At 58.4% G+C, this 20,915-nt stretch carries 16 protein-coding genes and 1 pseudogene; 10 read left to right on the top strand and 7 right to left on the bottom strand.

Annotated elements, in window-relative coordinates; all coding sequences use genetic code 11:
- Positions 1-205: 205 nt before the first annotated feature.
- Positions 206-1,207 (bottom strand): class I SAM-dependent methyltransferase, encoded by a 1,002-nt coding sequence (locus JTM80_RS00385; RefSeq protein WP_172353653.1) that lies wholly within the window; start codon positions 1,205-1,207, stop codon positions 206-208.
- A gap of 493 nt (positions 1,208-1,700) precedes the next feature.
- Here JTM80_RS00385 and JTM80_RS00380 point away from each other — a divergent pair, with 493 nt between their 5' ends.
- Positions 1,701-2,702 carry a glycosyltransferase family 2 protein gene (locus tag JTM80_RS00380; protein WP_172353652.1) on the top strand — a complete coding sequence of 334 codons (1,002 nt, stop codon included), beginning with the start codon at positions 1,701-1,703 and terminating at the stop codon, positions 2,700-2,702.
- 148 nt (positions 2,703-2,850) lie between these two features.
- On the opposite strand, the gene JTM80_RS00375 is transcribed toward JTM80_RS00380, so the two are convergent.
- Positions 2,851-3,834 (bottom strand): nucleoside hydrolase, encoded by a 984-nt coding sequence (locus JTM80_RS00375; protein ID WP_172353651.1) that lies wholly within the window; start codon positions 3,832-3,834, stop codon positions 2,851-2,853.
- Positions 3,835-4,245: 411 nt separating this feature from the next.
- On the opposite strand from JTM80_RS00375, the gene JTM80_RS00370 reads away from it, so the two are divergent.
- Positions 4,246-8,403, top strand: a complete 4,158-nt coding sequence (locus tag JTM80_RS00370; protein ID WP_172353650.1) for a CHAT domain-containing protein — start codon at positions 4,246-4,248, stop codon at positions 8,401-8,403.
- 86 nt (positions 8,404-8,489) lie between these two features.
- On the opposite strand, the gene JTM80_RS00365 is transcribed toward JTM80_RS00370, so the two are convergent.
- Positions 8,490-10,205, bottom strand: a complete 1,716-nt coding sequence (locus tag JTM80_RS00365) for a mechanosensitive ion channel family protein (protein ID WP_205370358.1) — start codon at positions 10,203-10,205, stop codon at positions 8,490-8,492.
- Positions 10,206-10,694: 489 nt separating this feature from the next.
- Here JTM80_RS00365 and JTM80_RS00360 point away from each other — a divergent pair, with 489 nt between their 5' ends.
- Entirely contained in the window at positions 10,695-11,606 is a 912-nt protein-coding gene (locus JTM80_RS00360) for a DMT family transporter (RefSeq protein ID WP_225906728.1), read from the top strand.
- Here the strand turns inward: JTM80_RS00360 and JTM80_RS00355 are convergent.
- On the bottom strand, positions 11,595-12,479 hold the full coding sequence (locus JTM80_RS00355) for a LysR family transcriptional regulator (RefSeq protein ID WP_172358750.1): 885 nt from the start codon (positions 12,477-12,479) through the stop codon (positions 11,595-11,597). The genes JTM80_RS00360 and JTM80_RS00355 overlap by 12 nt on opposite strands.
- Positions 12,480-12,690: 211 nt before the next feature.
- Here JTM80_RS00355 and JTM80_RS00350 point away from each other — a divergent pair, with 211 nt between their 5' ends.
- Positions 12,691-13,182: a redox protein gene (locus JTM80_RS00350; RefSeq protein WP_172353648.1), complete on the top strand. Its 492-nt coding sequence runs from the start codon at positions 12,691-12,693 to the stop codon at positions 13,180-13,182.
- Positions 13,183-13,215: 33 nt separating this feature from the next.
- On the opposite strand, the gene nrtS is transcribed toward JTM80_RS00350, so the two are convergent.
- On the bottom strand, positions 13,216-13,323 hold the full coding sequence (nrtS, locus tag JTM80_RS00345; protein WP_205370357.1) for a nitrate/nitrite transporter NrtS: 108 nt from the start codon (positions 13,321-13,323) through the stop codon (positions 13,216-13,218).
- 23 nt (positions 13,324-13,346) lie between these two features.
- The gene (locus JTM80_RS00340) at positions 13,347-14,312 is read right to left on the bottom strand and encodes a hypothetical protein (protein WP_172353647.1); all 966 of its coding nucleotides are present in this window, start codon (positions 14,310-14,312) and stop codon (positions 13,347-13,349) included.
- A gap of 128 nt (positions 14,313-14,440) precedes the next feature.
- Between JTM80_RS00340 and cobU the strand changes: the two genes are divergently transcribed.
- The 4 genes and pseudogenes from cobU (at position 14,441) to JTM80_RS23390 (ending at position 17,220) form a co-directional block, all read left to right on the top strand.
- On the top strand, positions 14,441-14,995 hold the full coding sequence (cobU, locus tag JTM80_RS00335) for a bifunctional adenosylcobinamide kinase/adenosylcobinamide-phosphate guanylyltransferase (protein WP_172353646.1): 555 nt from the start codon (positions 14,441-14,443) through the stop codon (positions 14,993-14,995).
- Between the two features lie 236 nt (positions 14,996-15,231).
- Positions 15,232-15,666 carry a hypothetical protein gene (locus tag JTM80_RS00330; RefSeq protein ID WP_172353645.1) on the top strand — a complete coding sequence of 145 codons (435 nt, stop codon included), beginning with the start codon at positions 15,232-15,234 and terminating at the stop codon, positions 15,664-15,666.
- Positions 15,667-15,774: 108 nt separating this feature from the next.
- Positions 15,775-16,515 (top strand): annotated as a pseudogene (locus JTM80_RS23395) (heme-dependent oxidative N-demethylase family protein); the annotation flags it as partial.
- Positions 16,516-16,713: 198 nt separating this feature from the next.
- Positions 16,714-17,220, top strand: a complete 507-nt coding sequence (locus JTM80_RS23390) for a GNAT family N-acetyltransferase (RefSeq protein WP_225906903.1) — start codon at positions 16,714-16,716, stop codon at positions 17,218-17,220.
- Here the strand turns inward: JTM80_RS23390 and JTM80_RS00320 are convergent.
- Positions 17,192-17,695, bottom strand: a complete 504-nt coding sequence (locus JTM80_RS00320; RefSeq protein ID WP_205370356.1) for a GNAT family N-acetyltransferase — start codon at positions 17,693-17,695, stop codon at positions 17,192-17,194. The genes JTM80_RS23390 and JTM80_RS00320 overlap by 29 nt on opposite strands.
- A gap of 363 nt (positions 17,696-18,058) precedes the next feature.
- On the opposite strand from JTM80_RS00320, the gene JTM80_RS00315 reads away from it, so the two are divergent.
- Both JTM80_RS00315 and JTM80_RS00310 read left to right on the top strand, forming a co-directional pair.
- Positions 18,059-19,663 (top strand): NAD(P)H-hydrate dehydratase, encoded by a 1,605-nt coding sequence (locus JTM80_RS00315; protein WP_172353644.1) that lies wholly within the window; start codon positions 18,059-18,061, stop codon positions 19,661-19,663.
- Positions 19,664-19,877: 214 nt separating this feature from the next.
- Positions 19,878-20,798: a hypothetical protein gene (locus JTM80_RS00310; protein ID WP_172353643.1), complete on the top strand. Its 921-nt coding sequence runs from the start codon at positions 19,878-19,880 to the stop codon at positions 20,796-20,798.
- Positions 20,799-20,915 lie beyond the last annotated feature (117 nt).

The following is a 20,915-nucleotide window of genomic DNA, read 5'->3' as shown; positions in this document are numbered from 1 at the left end:
AGACTCGCGAACCGCTAATCCAGCGCAACCAGCCTATGGCTTGCCTGATGCACCAGCGCTACTCACCAGTATGCCCAATTTCAGTATGCTTGGGCGATTCTGATTTTTCCTCGACCCGACGATACATCAAGGGCTGACCGCGCTCTCACAAAAGGCAGAAATTCAGCCAATTCACCTCGACGATCCTAAACCTGAGGCTGAAGACCTAGCGGGCGCGGGCGATCACCGTGCGGTGGCGCGGCGTGTTGCAGGTGATGGTGGGCGGCTCGAAGCCTGCTTCGACTAGGGCTTGCTCCAGATCAAGCGAAAAGTATTGATCCAGGTATGGCTCGGTGCTTTTCAGCAAGGTCAAAATGTAGGGCGGCATCTTGGCGTAGATTTCCGAGCGGGGGTTCATGTCCATCAGGGCAAACGTGCCGCCGGGCCGCAGCACGCGCCGCGCCTCCTGCAAAATCTGCACTGCCGCAGACTGGGGCAGTTCGTGGAAAATCAAAAACGCGGACACCAGATCAAAGGAGGCATCCGGCAAGCCCGTCTCTTCTGCGGCGGCGTGCAGCCAGCGGGGCGCAGGCGCGTCGGGTTTTGGCCCCATGACTTGCAGCGTGTGCAGACTGTTGGGCTGGCGACCCGTGCGGGCCCGGTGGCGGGCGATCGCCAAAAAGTAGGGCGACAGATCCACCCCCGTCAACGCCGCCTGCGGATAGAGCGATTGCAGCGCAAAGGTGCTCATGCCCACGCTGCATCCCAGATCCAGAATGGCTTGGGGATCTTCCGGGCCTTGTTCTTTCAAAATGTCCAAAAAGCTCTGGCGGAGCCGCGTATCGCCCTCTGCGCCGCCATCGGGCCAGATGCGGGCATGAACCGCGTGGGCTGCTACTTCCACCTCCATCGCAGGCTCCCAGCCCAAGTTGCCCTCTTCGTAGGCATGGAAAGAACAGCAGTAGTAGTCGGGATACACCAAGTCGGGATTTTGCACCGCCGCTAGGTCTTCTTCCCAGGCTGGCGAAAAGGTCGTGCCCTCCCCCCGCGCCCGCAGCGCCTGCACCTCCTGCCGCCAGTACACGCCGATTGCCTCTGCCCGCTTAATCATCATGTTGCGGGCGTTGTGCTTGGCCAACAGCGCCAGGGGCTTGATTGACAAAATCACATTGACCAACCGTGAAGTCAGCGGCAGCGGGGCAGATTGTGAAGGAAGAGCAGCAGTCATGGACTAAACCTGTGATATTCCCAATGAGATGACTAAGAGGGTGTTTGAAAAGGTATCGCCTGTAAGGTTAAGCACTCAGAGATCACCCCTTAGCCCCCCCTTAAAAAGGGGGAAAACCGCCTTAAAGTCCCCCTTTTTAAGGGGGATTTAGGGGGATCTTGCACGCTTTGCTACAAACAGTAGGACTTTTCAAACATCCTCTAAGAGTTCAATTACTAAGCTGGATCGCGCTGGATCGCTAAATCCTGGATACTAAGCCCCAGATAAACACGGGCTAACGTTACCCCAGGTAAAATTCTAGTCCCAAACGCCCTGCAAATACCGGATCACTGCGTACCGCAAGTTGGCGCTGCATGGGCGATCGCCCCAATGCCAAAACCATACTTTAGCGAACTATCCCATCGGGCAAGTTTCCATTAAACTCTTATCAGGATTTGCATGGTAGCACTCGACACCAGCGGCAACACTACATCAGCAGGGACATCTGCCCACTATGCCCTCTTCTGTTTCTGTCTGCATTCCCACCTATCGCCGCCCCGATCTGGTGTGCGAAGCGGTGAGGTCTGCGCTGGAGCAAGGGTATCCCAACCTGGAAGTTTGGGTGAGCGATGATTCTCCTGACGACCTGACGGAGAAAGCGCTGGCAGACTGGATTGCCAACCAAAAGGTGCGCTACGTCCGCAACAAGCCCGCGCTCCGCCAGGCCAGGAACGTCAACCAGCTCTTTCATCTGGCCACAGGCGACCTGCTGATCTTGCTGCATGATGATGATTTGCTCGTGCCGGGGGCGATCGCCAAACTTGCGGCCTGCTTCGAGGCCGATCCGTCCATCAGCGCGGCTTTTGGCAAGCAGTATTGGATGGATCACCAAGGGCGTGTAGACCTTTCAGCCTCCTTGGCGCTAAACGCAAAATATCGCCGAGTCGCGGCGCGGGCGGGGCGGCAATCTTGCCCGATGGAGTCGGCGCTGGTGGCACAGTTTCCCAATGACGGGTTTATGGTGAAAACGGCGATCGCCCGTCAGGTCGGCTATCGGGATCGGGCCGAGGTGGGCAGCGCCTGCGACCTCGACTTTGGGCTGCGGCTGGCGGCAGCGTCCGAAGCGTTCTATTTTCTAGATGAATACACAGCCAGCTATCGCGCCACGGACGAATCCATCACCGCCACCCAAAACTATACGCACCTCACCTTTGACCTGCTGCGGCGGGTAAGCCTGCCGAGAGAACTGGAGCCAGTCCGCCTGGTGCAGTTGCAAAAATACGCTACCCCAGCGGTTAACTGCTGGCTCTCCTTGGGCGATCGCCTTTCTGCCTTGCAGGTCTATTGCTCAGCAGGCTACGGCTGGCGCAACCGACTCTCGCTCAAGGGGCTAGCACAGGGAGCGCTACTGCTCTGCCCGCCAGCCCTGAGCCGACGCTTGGTTGCACCCCTGCGCGGACTGCGAGATTTGCTCAGCAGCAGCCTCCCTTCCCCATCCCTCGCCCGGAAGTGCTAAGCAGACTGCAAGTCCGCAGACTGCAAACCCCCGACATCAGCCGCAAGTATTCGCCGCAACTATCCGCTGCAACTATCCGCTGCAAGTATCCGCCGCAGGAGCAACCGTGCATCCTGATAGCGACTCCTAGTGGCGACGATCCGCAGCGTCAATCCTTAACCAAGACTTTCAAATCCTCAATCATCAGCGCCAGCAAATTCACGCTGTCAATCTCTGTCGCCACCCAAGCGTTCGCGCCCGGTTTCACCTTATGGCGATTGTCTAGCAGCGTCTTGCCCCGTGTCCATTGTCCCAGGATTTCGATTTCTACCTGCCCCCTGCGAAAGCGCAGCGTTTCGGGATAGAACAAATACGCCAGCGTCGAGGCATCATGCACCAAAAAGCCCTGCTGCCCCTCGGTTTCGCGAAACGCCAGCGCCGTGCCCACCATGAATTTGCACAAGCCCATCACAAATTTAGAAATCGGGCTGGTCGGCGCGACCTCCATCACCTGCTCTGCCATCGCTGGCGTAAACACCACATGGCGCGTCACGTCCAGCGGCAGCACGATCAGATTATCGCAGGTCGCAAAGACCAACTGCGCCGCCTCTGGATCGTAGGCAATATTGAACTCGGCTTCCGGCGTGATGTTACCTGGAGCCGCAAACGCGCCGCCCATGATGACGATTTCTTTTGCCAGCCTTAGCACACCGGGCGACTTTTTCTCGGCGGCGGCCAAGTTGGTGAGTGGGCCAATGGCGATGATCGTGATTTCTCCTGGAGCCTGCTTCAGTTTTTCAATTAGCACCTCGTCCGAATAGCGGGCCGCTTCATAGCTCTGGGCAGGTTCCGGCAGCGTATGCGAGAGGTTGCCCATGCCGTCTGCGCCGTGGATATCGCCCGCATCTTCGGCATCGCCCTCCGAACCGCCAATCACGCCCCGCGCCACCTCGACCGATTCATAGCCGCACAGCGCCAGCAGTTTCGCCGCCGCCGCAAAGGTCAGCCGTGCGTGGACGTTGCCATCTACTGCGGTCACAGCCACCAGTTCTGCGAGTCCCTGTTTAACCAGGCTCAGCAGCCAGAGAAACGCGAGGCTGTCGTCGCCGCCGGGGTCGGTGTCTAGAATCAGCTTGGGGGTGGAGGTTGCCATAGGGGTTCAGAAGGGTTCCAAAAGTATGCCAGTCGGATAGTTTTGACTGCGTTGGGCCGATGCAACGCCAAATTTGACTCCAAACCTACCAGAATTGCTCTAAGAGTTTTGTTGATCCACGGAAGTTTTTAGGTTTTGGGTTTTGGGTTTTGATTTTGGGTTTTGGATTCTGGGTTTTGGATTGCTGACGATAGTTGACGATAGTGATGGACGCGCTGGGTCAGGGACAAGGTTCAACTGCCTGTCTTCAATCCCTGGGTTCTTCAATCCCTGGGTTAAGTTTTGCGATCGCCCATAGTCATCCAGCAAAACCCTGGCGTAACGTGTGGACAGCCTGGATTAAAGCTTGGCTTCAAGCCTGGATTCAGCAGTTCACCCAGCATTCACCCAAGCATTTGAGGCAATTGCCCTATGCCCCGCCCCTCTGTGGTTTTGCCTTGCGATGACGGCGATCGCCATTTAACCAGGGCGATCGCCCCCGTGCATCAGCCAGCCGCCCCCGATTTTGAACGGCTGGTGCGGGATGACAGATCGACCGGCATCTCGCTGGAGAGCGCCCAGGGGTGTGCAGCACAGGCTCAGCAGGGACGTAGGACGGCGGTCTACGGCGGCGCGGCGGCAGCTAGAACCGCAGCGGCAACGCTGGCCACGCTCTTGCTGGTGGGGTCAGGTATTAACCAGGTCGTGCTAGCCCAATCAGTCTCCCAGTCCGTGCAGCCTGCTCGGAACACCCGCGTCACGCGCCAGGGCAATCGGCTGGATATCTCCGGCGGGCGGCGATCGCGCGATGGTCGCAACCTGTTCCACACCTTCCGCCAGTTTGGGCTGAGCCAGGGCGAAATTGCCAATTTCCTCTCTACGCGGGAGGTTCGCAACATCCTCGCCCGCGTCAATGGCGGCAGCGCCTCGCTGATCGACGGCATTTTGCGCGTATCGGGCAGCAATGCCAACCTGTACCTGATGAATCCGGCAGGCGTAATTTTTGGACGCAATGCGCGGCTGGATCTGGCGGGTTCCTTTACCGCCACTACCGCCAGCGGCATTGGCTTTGCCAACGGCTGGTTTAGCGCTGTGGGCGACGCGAACTACGATGCGCTAGTGGGGAGTCCACAAAACTTTGCCTTTGCCATGGCCCAGCCGGGGGCCATTGTGAATGCAGGCGACCTGGCCGTTGCACCGGGCAACCACCTGACTCTGCTGGGCGGCACTGTGGTCAATACAGGCACCGCCTCCGCGCCGGGGGGCATGGTAACGCTCTCCAGCGTACCTGGCCAAAACCGCGTGCGGATTAGTCAAGCGGGCAGCCTGCTCAGCCTGGAGATTCAGCCCAGTGCCTTTCGCAACGGCCCCAACCCGCTGCCCTTGACCCCCGCCAGCCTGCCTGCGCTGCTGACGGGCGGCAACGTGACCCACGCCACCGGGCTAACGGTCAACCCAGACGGCACGGTGTCGCTGACGGGTTCGGGGCTAGCGCTGCCCGCCGATCCGGGCACAACGATCGCCAGCGGGCGACTAGATGCCAGTTCCCCCCGTGGCACGGGCGGCGCGGTGAATGTGCTGGGCGATCGCCTCGCGGTCGTCAATGCCGAAATCAACACCAGCGGCGCGACGGGCGGCGGGCCAATCCAGGTGGGCGGCGGCTATCAGGGACGGGGAAGCGTGCCCAACGCCCGCCGCACCTATGTCAGCGCAGACTCCAGCCTGAATGCCGATGCGATCGCCACAGGCAACGGCGGCCCGGTCGTCATCTGGTCAGACGAGGCCACCGCCTTTTCAGGAACCATCCGCAGTAGAGGCGGCAGTCAGAGCGGCAACGGCGGTTTGGTAGAAGTGTCGGGCAAGCTCAGCCTGGGATTTGACGGCACGGTGGATGCCAGTGCGCCCAACGGGCGAGCGGGGACGCTGCTGCTCGATCCCTTGAACATCATCATCAGCGACCTGCCCAACTCTCCGGGGGTCGACGCTGCCCTGCCAGACATTTTTGCCAACGAGTTTCCAAACCAAACCATCAACGTCTCAGCCGATTCTCTGCTTAGTTTTGGCGGCGATATTATCCTGCAAGCCACCAACGATATCACCCTCATCGACGGGCTGGATTTGTTCCTCGACGATACGCCGGGCACCGGCACGATTCAGTTTGTTGCCGATGCAGATAACAATGGCGCAGGCAGCTTTAGCATGGGCACCAGCAATACCCTGACAACAGGGGGACGCAACTTGCTGATTTCTGGTGCATCGATTCGGGCCGGAAATCTCGACACGGGCGGATTTCTCTTTGAGACTACAGGTCAAATCAGCCTCCGGGCATCAGGCGACATTACCGTAGCACGGCTGAGTACGCAGAACTCGCTGGGCTTTGGCGCGGGCCCAGTAAACGTCATCAGCGAGTTGGGCAATGTCACGGTCGAGTCGATTGATACTCGCAGCATCCCAGGGCCCGAAATTCCGTCTGCGGAGGGCGCAGGCGGGAATGTCACGCTGAGGGGCGATCGCGTCCAGGTGACAGGCATTATTGCAGACGAGAGCCTGTCCGAAGCAACCAGTATCGCCACCCAGGGCAGCAACCCGCTGAATAACGGCACGATCACAATCACCCACGCAGGCGGCCCCGACAATTTCGATTTTGTGGTGGGCGTGGCGGGAACCCCCAACGGCACTCGCGGTAGCCTCTCGACCGGGAACAGCAGCATCAGCAGCAGCCAGTTTCCAGTCGAGTTCAACGGCAGCATCAACACAACCACGCCTGGAATCACTATTAATTCTGTCAACAGCGCCCCCAACCTTGACATTATCAATTCCAACCAAGGGGCGGGGCAGCAAGGGCAAACGATTCAGATTTTGGTCAGTAACTTAGGATTGTCGGGGAGCGATGCTGACCGAGATACGATTGGTTTTCAAATTGCGGCGATCGCCCCCGGAGTCAGCATCACCCGCGACGGGTCGCCCGTTGGCGTGGGAACCGTGATCAGCCCCAGCGACAGTCTAGACGTGACGCTGCCCAACACGGGCACGGATCTGACTTTTTTGCTAGATGTGTTTAGCGTCGTCGCAACCGACCCCAATGGCCAGGGCGGTGTCCTCAGTCGCTCCCCCGCTCGCCCGGTGCAGGTTAGTGTCCAACCCAGGCCGAATAATGGCGGTAATGGTGGTGGTAACGGCGGCGGTAACGGCGGCGGTAATGGCGGCGGTACGGTACGTCCGCCTCAGCGCAACAGCACTGACAATGAATTCAACGAGGGCGAGGACGACTTTGGGGACGGCTTTGAGGACATCGGCGTGATTGGGGAACCCTGGTTTCCTAGCATCGAACCCGATATCTACTACTTTGAGGATGAATTCAGCAGCGAGTTTATTGAATTTCTGGGACTAGAGGCGACGCGGCCGCTGTCGCTGGCCGATGGACGGGCGATCGCCTATGCCATCGAACAGGCCACCGGAGTCCGCCCTGGTTTCGTTTATATCAGCTTTGTGCCACCCCAGTCGGGGCTTTTGCGCGAAAGCGTGCCACCCCAAGACACCGATCAGCTTGAGCTAGTGGTCGTCACGTCCCAAAATAACCTGATTCGCAAGCGCGTCGAGGGCGCAACCCGGGCCCAAGTGATGGCGATCGCCCAGGAATTTCGCAACGAAGTCACCAATCCCGCAAACGTGCTGAACACCCGCTACCTGCGGTCGTCCCAGCAGCTATACCAATGGTTTGTCGCGCCCATCAAAGCCGAGCTAGACGAGCGCGAAGTCGAAAACCTCGTATTCTTGCCGCCGGCCGGTCTGAGAGCCTTGCCCTATGCCGCACTCCACGACGGCGAACAGTTCCTAGTGGAGCAATACAGCGTCGGCCTCATGCCCAGCCTCAGCCTCACCGACACACGCTACGTCGATATTCGCAACACCCAAATGCTGGCAATGGGCGTGTCCAAAAGCACGCAGGGTCAGGCCCCCCTGCCGTCGGTGCCAGTCGAGCTAAACGCGCTGGTGCTAAAGCTTTGGCGCGGGCAGATTTTTCTAGACGAGCGCAGCACCCTAGCCAACCTCCGCGCCGCCCGCCAGCAGCAGCCCTTCGGCATCATTCACCTCGCCACCCACGCCGACTTTGTGGCAGGCAACATCAGCGCGTCCTACATTCAGTTCTGGGATGAGCGGCTGGGGCTGGATCAGGTGAAACAACTTGGCTGGAACGACCCACCCGTCGAAATGCTGGTGCTGAGCGCCTGCCGCACCGCGTTGGGCAATGAACAAGCCGAACTGGGCTTTGCCGGACTGGCCGTGCAAACGGGCGTAAAGACCGTCGTCGCCAGCCTGTGGTACGTCAGCGATGCTGCCACGACTGCCCTGATGACCCGCTTTTATGAAAACCTGGCCACCTCGCCGATCAAGGCAGAGGCGCTACGCCAAGCCCAGGTCGCGATGGCGCGGGGCGAAGTGGGCATCGACGAAGCGGGTCGCCTGCGCGGACTGGGCAGAGTCGGCGACCTGATCTTACCCGCCAGCAGCATTAGCGAACTGCGTGGGCAAGCCCTGTCTCATCCCTACTATTGGGCCGCCTTTACGATGATTGGCAGTCCCTGGTAGCAAGGTAGATTTACGATTTGCAGCAGACTCCGGCTAGTTCTGCTTCAGGCTGCGCGGCATGGTCGATGTCGATTGCCAGACTCCGGCTAGTTCTGCTCTAAGCTGCGCGGCATGGTCGATGTCGATTTGCCGTTGCGGCGCACCACGGTAAATTGCTGCAAGGGCGCAAGCTCAATGCCGCGTTCATAGCACTTGCCTTGAATATTTCGCCGCAGATCGGACTCGATGATTTCGTCATCCCGAAAGTTGTTTGTGAACACGTTAATTTCGTAAATCACACACTGCTCTGCGAACTCAATGTTCCGCACAAACGGCTCTGGTTCGGGCAACACGTCCTTCGTCTCTTTGGCTGCCTCAACCAAAATTTCGTAGGCTATTTGCCAGGGCACATCATATCGGAAACCAACTTCTACAAACACCATTGGCGGCTCGTCTTCTTCGTTTCTCATCAACCCGCCTTGGCGAAAATTGGTCACCGTCGTACCCAAAACTTCTGCATTGGGAATACTGGCGTAATAGTTTTTGTCAGTGAGGATTCGAGTCACCAATAGCCCCTTTTCAACCACTGTCCCCGCCACGTCACCAATTTCCACTTCATCACCGAGCTTGAAGGCGCGAGTATAGGTCAACAAGATGCCTGCGATGATGTTAGCAATTGCTGAACTAGAACCCAGCGAAATCAGAATACCCAAGAAGATTGAAATGCCCTGAAAGGCATCGCTGCCCGCTCCTGGCAAGTAGGGAAATGCAATGACTGCAAACAGCGCCAGAATCAGAATTTGGGCAATGCGCTCGGTGGGAATCGCCCAATCTCGATCAAAGCCTGGAATGCTGAGATCGCCCTTGTCTATTTCAGAGAAAACAAATCTGGAGAACCGCATTAAGTAGATAGCGGCATATCCTAAGATGACCAGAAAAATCAGCTTGGGCAGGTATCCCAGAAAGCCAAAAAATAGTTGACTGAAAACCGAAAAAATAGACGAGAAAATGCCGATCGAAACAGATTGCGTTGCCGGAAAAAACGAGAGAACCGTATTGACAAAAATCGAGATTAGCGTCAGCAGCACTATGATTTTAAGCAGCCCAGAGAACCGAATTAGATAGTTGGTTAACTGCTGTGCAGATAGAACTTCTCGCCTGCCCAAGTGCAGAGTGCGAATGCGAAATCGATCGGAAGATTCTATCTTTTGATCAATCCCCTTAAATAGACGATTAATCAGAGAGAACAGCAGCGCGAAGATGAGCGTGGCGATCGCCGTTTTGCCGAGTCCTGCTAATAGCTTTTGGGGCGATCGCGTGTTGCGATACTCAATCACGCCGTCTTTAATTTCTTCAAGATGCTGTCGCGCTAGGGCTTCTCGCGACATCTCAGCAACATTTGCATCTGCTTGGGTAACAGCTATCAGCAAATCTTCGCCTGCCAGAATTTGCGTCACTCCATTATTGGGTAGATCATTCAACCGAAAATCTTCTAGCGGAATCTGAGAATTCGTTGCCGCCGACCGAATTGCTCTGGAGGCTTCGGCGGCTCGTTCCGCGCGGGATTTTGTGCCGATCGAGGCTTCCACGTTAAACAGGGTTTTGCCGCCCAAGGTCACGGCTGCACCCTGAGGCACTCTAGACGCATCCTGTTGCCCAGTCTGCGGCTCGTCCGCAGGTTCCTCTGCTTTCGGCTCTGATCTGGGCGCAAAGATTTCTAGACCATCAATCTCCAGCGCATGGCTCGATGCATGAATCAGATGAACAGGCGCAACCTGACTATCAGCCAGCGGACTACTCGCCAGCGGACTACTAGTTAGCAAACTACCAGCCAGCAAACTGGGAGCAGCAGCCCAAAGCAGCGTTAGAAGCAAGATGCTAAGCGCTTGCATCCCAGTTTTGAGCCAAGAAGATCGGGCGTGCGATCGCCCGTTCCATGAACCCATTTTCCTAGAAGCGCTCCAGGGTTTCTTCCTTAAAGTCAGTTTTTGAAACAAACTTAAATTTCGCATCTGAATCGCATTTTGATGAAACAACCAGGCTGTAAATTCAAAAAAGTATTCTAAAAAGCCAGGGATAAAAACAACTTCAATACGGACTAGAACCATACAGACTAAAACTTTGACAAAATATCCTCTTTAGCCGCATCTTATGCAACATAATTCTGTGCAACATCTGCTGTAACATCTGCAACATCAAGTTAACCTTCAGAACCTTCCAAATCGCCCTGAAGTGTTACCTGGATTACATCAATCGCTCACAGATTGCGCGTTTAGGGATGCCCTGAGTCACGTCTGGGTTCAGTTTTTGTAGTGTATCAAGTTATTATGCTGCGCGATCGCCTCCTGCCAATTTTACTAACCGCGCTGACCAGTCTTTTGTTTGCAGGCAGCTTCATTGCTGGAAAATTTACAACAGTTGAACTCAGCCCCATCTTGACAACGTTGCTGCGTTACCTGATTGCCCTAGTCTTTCTCTCTAGCCTGCTGATTCACTACAAACAATCATCGCTGTTTGTGCAAAAAAAGGATGTTTTCCTACTGGCATTGCTGGGCTTATTCGGCGTGGTCGGCTATCACTTTTTCTTCTTTCTCAGCCTGCGCTATACGGCGATCGCCAACACTGCCATCATCAACGCCTTCAATCCTGTCATCACGGGCATCGCGGCGGCGCTGTTCCTTCGAGAAAGGCTGACGCTGCAAAACTACTTCGGCGGGGCGATCGCCCTGGTGGGCGTGCTGGCGCTGCTGTCCAAAGGCGACCTCGGCAACTTGGTCAAGATGCAAATCAACCGGGGCGACGGGCTGATGCTGTGCGCGGTGCTGAGTTGGGTTGTGTACTCACTGCTGATCAAGGTGCTGAGTCAGCGCTATTCCGGCTTCACAGTCAGCTTCTATGCAGCCGGGTTTGGCGTGATCTGGCTATTGCTGCTGAGCCTGCGCGAAGACTGGGCCACGGTGGCGCGGCTCTCTCCAGCGGCGATCGCCTCCCTCAGCTACATGGGCGTGGGCGCATCGGGCCTGGGCTATTTTCTCTACAACCTCAGCGTCAAAGCCATCGGCCCCACCCGCGCCTCCAGTTCGGTCTACAGCCTCGTTCCCATCTTCGTAACGCTGCTGGCCTTTGCCTTCTTTCGGCAGCCCATGACCGTCCTGATGCTGTTCAGCATGAGCCTGATTATCCTGGGGCTGCATTTTGCCCTGAAGTCTCAATCACGCAGCTGACTGGCGAAACTGCCCCGTGCCCCGGAGCGCGTCCAGAAACACAAACACAGCGGGCGGATGCAGCACGTTTGCCAAGACCGCAGCACCGATCACCCGCTCCAGCGGCACCGGGAGCGATCGCACCTGCACGCCATCTGGAATCGGCAGCGCCGCTAGTCGGGGCAAAATCGCTGCGCCCAAACCCTGCGCCACCATGCTGACAATTGTGGAATCTTCTTTGACCTCGTAGGCGACCCGCAGCGTCTGCCCCCAGCGCTCCCAGTGATCGCGCACGGCAGAGGTACATTCGGCGTAGTTGTACAAAATAAACGACATCCGCGACAGCACCTCCCAGGTGATCGGCTCCGGCACAGATCTGCGGCCAGGCGGCAGCAGCACCACAAACTCATCTCGCCCGATTTCCCAGGTGTCGAACTCCTCAGACCGGGGCAGTGGCACCAGCCCAATATCCACCGCACCTTCTCGGAGGGCCTGCTCCACCGCCAGCGGGTCGTCTTCCGTCAGCGTCACTTCGATCTGAGGAAAGCGCTGGCAAAACTGGGCAATTCGCGGCGGCAGCAGGTGGGTCGCCGCACTGCGAAAAGAAGCCAGCCGAACGCGCCCGCCCTGCAACCCCCGCGCCAGGTTCACTTCATAGTCAATCCGTTCTCGCGCTTGCAAAATCTGCTGCGCCTGCACCAGCACCCGCTCACCAAGCTGCGTCGGGTGTGCCCCAAACCGTCCGCGGGTGAGCAGCGACACGCCCAATTCCTCCTCCAGCGCAGCGATCGCCCGACTCACAGAAGATTGCGACACATCCAGCTTGAGCGCTGCGGTCGAAAAGCTGCCCAGTTCGGCCACGGTCACAAACACGCGCAACTGGTCAATGTTCATAAAAATTCGTAAAAGTTCACGAAAACCGTCCACCGCTCTGCCCCTAATCTGACACACGGTGAAATGGTATAGCACGGGAAATTTGACACATCCATCCGCTTTTTGCATAGATGCAACCCGCCTTAAGTTTTGTATCTGTCAAAAGCCCTGCGTTAGGGTAGCCGAAACGCAGCGTTGCAATGCAACAGCCCTTCTTCATCGCTAACCCACCATGTTTGACCTGATTTCCTACCAAAAATTCCGCGATACGCCCAGCGTTCGGTTTTTCGACATCACCATCGCTAATTCCAACGCCCGCGACCTCGTGTTTCATGAGGGCCCCGCCGTCAGCCCCAACAACAGCGACGACGGACACTGGCAGTTTTACATGCATCCCAACCAGGAAGACAACTTGCTGGCGCTGTCGGGGGGGCGCACGTTCTATCTGGTGAACTTTTCCTGGGATTACCCATTCCATATCGTGCGGCTAGAGGCCAACGGCGAGATTTTGCGGATTCCGCCGGGGACGTTTCACCGCTCGGTGTCCGATCCCAGTGGCTCCCTCGTGCTAAACCAGGCCGTGCGAACCGCCACTGCGACGGTGGAGAGCGAGTTTCGGGTCTACAACAGCGGCGATATTCCCCGGCTACTGCGCGTCACGTCACAGTCTGCACCACCCCCCAGAATGCACGGCTTTGACCGGGTGCAACTGCGGGTCGCCTAGCTCAAAAGGCGACTACGGCTACTGCTATGACCACTAAGGGCGATCGCGGCTGATGTGTTGCCCGTGGATATTGACCATGTAGGGCACGATGTAGGTAAACAGAGCCGCAGCCCAGCGATCGCCACTCATCCTCTGGTTCACAGTTGACTTTGATTGAACCAGCCTCAAGTCATCAGTTCACTATGCACCGATACCAAATGCTCAGCCAGCTTGCTGAGGCGCGACTCTAGGTCGTTCTTGCGGGTCACCAGTTGGCGCACCTTCTGGCAGCGGGCGATCGCCAGACTCACCTGGGGCACGCGCTCCGGCGGGCACTCCCGCGACCACACCTTACCGTCTGCATCCAGCCCACAGAGCCGATAGCCCGCTCGCGGAGACTTGTGAATCATGCCATCGGGCGCAGCGTCGCAAATCGTTTCCACATAGCCCATCAGCGCGTCGATTTCTGCATGGCGGATAAACTCGGCCTCTGGCGGCGGTGGGGTGGTGGGCTGCGACTCTAGCCAGCCGTCGATAATCGGTCCCTCCATATGCAATTCTTGAATTTCAAGCTGAAGCCGCTGGAGTTCTCGCTGCCAGCTCAGCAGCGTGCCCTCGATCTCCCGCAAAATGCCCAGCGCCAGAGCGGGGTCTGTGGCGTGGCGCGGCGCAGCTAGGGGCGCAAACGGAAAACCCGGCAGGTCAGGCGTAGCAGGCGCGGCGGGTGATGAACTGGTTTGAGCGCGGGTCGGGGAAATGGGCGCAGACCCGCTTGAGGAGGCATTTGGGGACACAGTGGGCGCAAGTCCCTGGGAAAGGCGGGAAGAAATGGTGTAAGAAACCGTCGGCGCAACAGGATGGGGGCTGGGGGCTACGGCGGGGCGATATGGCTCCGCAACGCCAGCGTGACCACCCTGTGATGTAGACGGAAGCTTGCCGCCAAACGGTAGTTCTAGCAGCACGGGCGCGGCGGGCTGGGTCGCAGGTTGCGCCACCGATTGCGCGACCGATTGCACTACAGACTGCGCCACCGATTCCGCTTCTGGGGAAACCGTGGACTGCGCCCCTGGCTGATCCGCTCGTGGTTCTGCCTCTGGCAGCGTGTCGAGCTGATTCAGCGTGGCTTCAATCCGTTGCAGTCCAGATTTCATAATGGGCGGGGGGAAAGCGGCTGTCGCCATTCTATCGAGGAATTTTGGCAACGGAATATGCTAGAAAGATTCTTCGCAACGTTTGCACCCTTTTTCTCGCGTTTTTCCGTCCTCTCATCGCAGAGAATATGCCCATTACGCTGATCACGGGCCCTTCTCGCTCCGGCAAGAGCGAATGGGCAGAGCATTTAGCGCGATCGCACGCCGGTTCCGTGATCTACGTTGCTACTGCCCAGCGCCGTGCAGACGATGCCGAGTGGCAGGCCCGCATCGATCAGCATCAGCAGCGTCGCCCCGCCGACTGGACGTGCCTTGAGGAACCCGTGGATCTGGCTGCCCTGCTGGCGACTGCCGCTGCTGGCGAGTGCTGGCTGGTGGATGCCCTGGGAACCTGGCTGGCAAATGTGTTGGAGCAAGACGAAGACACCTGGCAGAGTACGGTTGCCACGCTGCTGGCTGTGCTGCGATCCAGCCCTGCGGAGCTGATCTTGGTGGCGGAAGAGACGGGCTGGGGCGTGGTGCCGGCCTATCCGCTGGGGCGCATCTTCCGCGATCGCCTTGGTTCTCTGACCCGCCGCATCGGGGCGATCGCCCAGTCGGTCTATCTGGTCACGGGCGGCTACGCGCTAGATCTGACGCAGCTTGGGGTGCGGCTGCCGGAGCCTGATGGGGCAACCGAGTGATTGTTAGTAGGATCATCCCGAAAACCTTAAGGAACGCTTCGGTTTTACGACTCCTGTCGGCTGATGGATGCCGATAGGATGGACGTATAGAGACAATGGAATTCAGGCAACTAAGGTCAGGCCATTAAGGCCATTAGTGCATTAAGGCCATTAGTAACTAAGGCCATTAGAATCGCAGGCTACTTCATCCAGTCGGGGCGATCGCAGTTTCAAGGACTTTGCCCCAGGAGGGCGCTATGGCTTCTCTCGAGCAGGTTAGAGATTATTTGGGTTCCTGGTTTCAGCTTGGCAAGCGCGTAATTCTTCCGGGCAACGCAGAGCCGCTGCTGCCCAAAACCGTGTTGCAGGGCGATCGCTACAGCTACGACTTTGCCCTCGCCTGGAAGATCCTGATGCAGCATGACCTTTCTCAGTGCTATCTGGAAGGCACGACGCAGAGCATCGCTGACCTGCTCTCGCCCGCCTGGGTGATCGAGTCCTGCGCCCGCTGCAATATGCCCGTGCCGATGCTGGATCTGGGACAGCGCAAGGAACTTTCCTGCCCCTGCTCTGATCTGGAACTGTGGCCCAATACGGAACTGCCGTCGCCGCGATCGCCCGTCAGCAGCCAAGATCAGCTTGAGCAAATCCGCGATCGCCTACGGCAAAACACCCCCAAATCCCGCCGTTAGCGTTTCGTTGCTACTGAATAACACTACCAATTACCGATATTAGCGATTATTAGCAATTATTAGCGATTAAGAGATGCAGGCAAAATCCGATAGGATTGCCCGAAACCGATGTCTTCCCCTGCCGCCCCTCCCCCTGCTACATATTTTCCGTTCGCCGACGGGCGCTGGCAGATGCGGCTGGGGCTGCGATCGCTCTCCCTCGACCACTGGATAGAAATCGACGACCAGTACGAACGCTACTTGCAACGGAAGCGCGAACTGCTGAGTGAACGCCATGCAGAAGTCTTTGCCGCACTCCCCGGCAGCGAAGCAGCCCAGCAAGACGTGTTGAATTTACTAGCTGATCATTTACCGCGGCGATTTCCCCAATGGTTTACCCGGATGGGCGATCGCCTGATCAACCACCTCACAGGCGAAACCTGGACAGTGGGCGACGGAGGCGATACAGATCCGCAATCCTGGCGCGAGTGTCCGCTGGATCTGGCGGGGCGCTGGGTGCAGGAAGATCTGCTGGTGCTGCTGCCGTCGGCGGAGGGAACCTATCGCCTGGTGGCAGGATCGCTGTGCTTCCCGCTCTACTGGCGCTTGGCCGATAAGCTGGGGCGACCGCTGGGGCAGATTCATGCGCCCGTTCCTGGCTATGACAAAACGCTGGAGCAGCCGATGGATAACTTCTTTGCGCGGCTCCAGCCCAATCATCCCGGCTATCGGTTTAACTGGAGCATTGTCGATACGCCGGAGCTATTTCTGGGCGTTCAGCGGAGCCATCCGGTTCCAACCGACCTCACGCCAGACAACGCGGGCGATCGCCTGTGGATTCGGGTAGAGCGACAGACCGTGCGGCGCTTGCCCCAGAGCGGCGGCGTGCTGTTTACGGTACGCACCTATACCTATCCGCTGGCCATGTTGCAGCAATACCCAGAAGCAGCGGCGGGGCTGGTCAGGGCGATCGCCCAGATGCCGCCCGATATGCAGCGCTACAAGAGCCTCGCGCCGATCCGTCCAGCCATCGAGGGCTATCTACAGGGCAATCTCTGGGGGTGGCAGATCCGCCCAGCACAGGCGACAGACATCGAGGCCCTGTTTGACATCCGCACCAGCGTTGTGGAAAATCACCAGTCCCGCGAGGAAATTGCCGCGCTGGGCATTACGCCAGCCTCCGTCGCGCACATGCTAGACACCGACTGCTGCGCTTGGGTTGCCGAGATGAATGCCGAGGTGAAGACCAAGATGAATCCTGGCAGCCCAGACCCGCCCGCGCACCGTCTAGCCGGGTTTGCCATTGCCAATGCCACCGAGAAAACGATCTTTGGGCTGTTTGTGCTGCCAGCCTATGAAGGACGCGGCATTGGGCGATCGCTCTTGCAGGCAGCCGAAGACTGGCTGTGGTCGGCAGGGTGCGCGGAAATCTGGCTAGTGACGGGCAACGACCCAACCCTGCGGGCCTACGGGTTTTACCTGCACCTGGGCTGGACGGCGGTGGGGGTTGAAACGGCGGGCGAGTTTCAGGGCGAAATGCGGTTCATCAAGCGCTCTCCGAAGCAGGCAGGCTGATTGGAGCCTGTTTCTTCGCTGGGAGTGCCTTTGTCATAAAAGCACTGTTGGGATCATCCGCATAGTCGGCAAAGGGTCCGCACGGCTCGAACCCGTAGCGGGCATAGAGCGATCGCGCCGCAGCAAATTCCGCCAGTGCCCCCGTTTCCAGATACAGACGGCCATAGCCCCGCCGCTCTGCTTCCGCGAGAATATGCTCCAGCAGCTTTGAGGCAACGCCCTTACGATGGTATGCCTGAACCGTCCGCATGGACTTGATTTCACCGCTGGTGGCATCCAGGTGCCTGAGTGCGCCACAGCCCACCAGTTCGTCTCCCTGCCACGCACTCCAGAAGGTGATGTCAGGCGATCGCAGCCGTTCCAGATCCAGCGCATGAACACTCCCTGGCGGCGTAATTTCGTGCATATTATCCAGATGCTCTTGCAGCAGCGCCGCAATCTTGTCGCCCATCAAATCATCTTCCCGAATTTGCACAATTTCCCTCTTCAGCACTGGTTTTATAGCAGGAGTCAGGAGTCAGGAGTCGGGAGTCAGGACACAACGTTAAGCTGCTCAGAGCCAACCAGATTTCTTGTTGACCTAACTTTTCCTTCGGCTGCTGCACAATAAATTTTTTCTAAGTCTAGCCAGCAGCAACGATAAAAGCGCAACGCGAAACCCCTTACGCTGTCTCAACTCTCCTAAATGCTGCCACCAATGAAATTGCTGGAAGCCTCGCAAACGCCCGACTTGCAATCCAAAATCGCCAATCCAAAATCCAAAATCAATATTAGGGATAGGATCGCAGCAGCAAGAGCATCTGGCTAGATTCCTAACCCCTGACCCCGAACCCCTCCCATGCGGCACACCCAGATTCAGCAGTTTGTCGTTTCGGCCAGCCAGATGGCGGCCATCGAGTCGCGGGTGTTTGCGGCGGGGATGCCCGTGGCGGCGCTGATGGAAAAGGTGGCGGGGCTAATTACCCGGCGCGTGTGTGAGCTGTATCCCGATGTGCGAACGACGTTTGGCATCCTGGTCGGGCCGGGGCACAATGGCGGCGATGCCCTGGTGGTGGCGCGGGAACTGCATTTTCGCGGCTATGGCGTGAAACTTTTTGCGCCCTTTGCCAGTCTCAAGGAGCTAACGGCTCACCATGCCCGCTACGCCGCCAGTTTGGGCATTCCCCAGGTGGCGCTGGCTAATTTAGCCGATTGCACCGTGCTGATTGACGGATTGTTTGGCTTTGGGCTGACGCGGCCGCTCTCTGGCGACATCGCCGCCGCCGTTGACCGGATTAACACCTGGCAGAAACCCGTGCTAAGTATTGACCTGCCCTCTGGACTGCACACCAACACTGGCGCGGTGCTGGGAACGGCCGTGCGGGCAACGCGCACCTTTTGTCTGGGGCTGTGGAAGCAGGCGTTTTTGCAAGACCAGGGGCAAGACTGGATCGGGCAGGCGGAACTGATCGACTTTGACCTGCCACTGGCGGATATCGTCGAGGTGCTGGGAACCCCGCCTGATCTTTGCCGTATTACGCCGCAGCAGGCGATCGCCGCTCTACCCATTCCCCGTTCCGTCACCACCCATAAGTATCGCGAGGGGCACTTGCTGCTGGTCTGCGGATCGCGGCAGTATGCGGGGGCGGCCCTGCTGGCGGCCCAGGCGGCCCGGGCCAGCGGCGTGGGGATGCTGTCGGTGGCCGTGCCAGAATCGTTGCGGCTGATGGTGGTGGCGCAGGTGCCGGATGCGCTGGTGTGGGGCTGTGGGGAAACGGACGATGGGGCGATCGCCCAGTTGCCTGAAGACCTGAACCTGGCAGACTACGCGGCGATCGCCTGCGGTTGTGGGCTGACCCGCGAGCCAGTGAGCCTAGTCAAGCAACTGCTGGAAGCAGCCACGCCGCTGCTGCTGGATGCCGACGGGCTGAATATTTTGGCGACGCTCGACCCAGTTCCCACGCTACGGAATCGGCCCGCCCCAACCGTCCTCACGCCGCATCCGGGCGAGTTTCGCCGTCTGTTTCCCGATCTGGGGGCAGCGTCGGGCAGGGAGGAACAGAGCGATTCGCAAAACGATCCCTGCGGGAATCGCATCGACGCAGCACGCCGCGCCGCCCAGCAGTCTGGGGCGATCGTGCTGCTGAAGGGCGCAAAAGTGGCGATCGGCACAACCCAACATCCGGCTGTGTGGCTGAATCCAGACAGCACGCCTGCCCTGGCGCGGGGCGGCAGTGGTGATGTGTTGACAGGGCTTTTGGGGGGGCTGCTGGCCCAAGCAGCACGGCGGCATCTGCCCCTGGAGCCAGTCGTAGCCGCCGCTACCTGGTGGCACGCTGCCACTGGGCGACTCGCCGCCGCCGCCCACAGCGAACTGGGCGCAGATGCCAGCACGCAGATCCGCTATTTGCCGCGGGTATTGCAATCGAACGATTTTAACGATTCTAGCGATTTTGGATTTTAGGATTTTGGATTTTAGTTTGACAATTCCAGCGATTTTGGATTTTAGATTGGCGATTTTGGATTTTTGGCAAGCTTTTCAGTCCGCACGTCTCACGCCCGGCCGCCGGATACCTGCTGCGTACCCTGCGATCGCCCGCTCCGTTTAGATTCCTCAAGCGCCGTTCTGTCAAATGCTACACCCTCAAACTGGTTTGCTTCGGCTGTTCCAAAATGCGATGAGGCAGACGCGATTCGCAAAGCGATCCCTGCGGAAATCGCCGCACCCAACCCCACGACATCGAGCGATTCGCGAAGCAATCCCGACGGGAATTGCCCTGGCGCTGGCCCTCTTGGGCGGGCTGGCGATGCCGCTGAAGGGTTTGGCAACCCGCCTTGATGCAACCCATCTCGATGCCCGACCAGGGGCAGAACCCAGCACCCGCCAAGCGCCTGAACTGGCGCAGCGAATCCTCATCCGGCGGCGGGGCGATCGCCCTGATCACGATGAGCGCGCTCCCTACGACTGGCGCGACAATGCGGACTGGCGGGATGACTATCGGCACGATTCGCGAAGCAATCCCTACGGAAATCGCCTGCCCCGCTGCTATCCGGGCTACGACTGCCATCCCCGCTACGACTATCGCCCGCGTCGCCGACCAGAGCCGCCCAATCCTCTGCCGCTGGTGTCTACGCAAGACTGCACCGATCTGACCGTGATGGCGCGACTGTCCTATATGTGGGATGCAGGCAGTTCCCTCAGCGATGCCGTCACCGGAGCGCAACTGGCGGTATGCAGCAGCGGCGGCGTAGCCACCAGTCTTAGCCGCTGGGGAAATGGACAGGTTGCTCGCTTTGGCAACGGCTGGAACTATCCCAACGGCGTGGCGGGTCGGTTTGGCTCGTCCTGGCAATATCCCAATGGGCAACTGCTCATGTCTGGCTCGTCCTGGTTTTATCCCAACGGGCGATCGGCTCGGTTTGGCGCAAACTGGTTCACGCCCAGCGGCCGCCCAGTGTCGCAGCAGGAGTTGCTGAGCCTGGCCTGTGGTCAGTTGGGGACGCGGCAGTGTGGCGATCGCCTCCAGCAGGTTCCGGCAAGCTCCGGCTTTTGGTATGACCTGACGGTGGTTGAGCTAGCGTGGCTGTCGGGTCGATAATCTGGCTTGCCACACCAGCGCAAAAGCTTCTAGAGTAAGTTACGAAACGGGTGCGGAGCGCGCCAACTTTCTGGATTCCCAACTTCTCACCCAAACTTCTAACTCCAATTTCTAACC

The sequence above is a fragment of the Thermoleptolyngbya sp. PKUAC-SCTB121 genome (genome assembly GCF_016919485.1).
In the GTDB taxonomy this organism is placed as follows: Bacteria; Cyanobacteriota; Cyanobacteriia; order Elainellales; family Elainellaceae; genus Thermoleptolyngbya; species Thermoleptolyngbya sichuanensis.
Note: the sequence above shows the minus strand (reverse complement) of the source record. Positions and strands in the feature narration are given on the sequence as shown.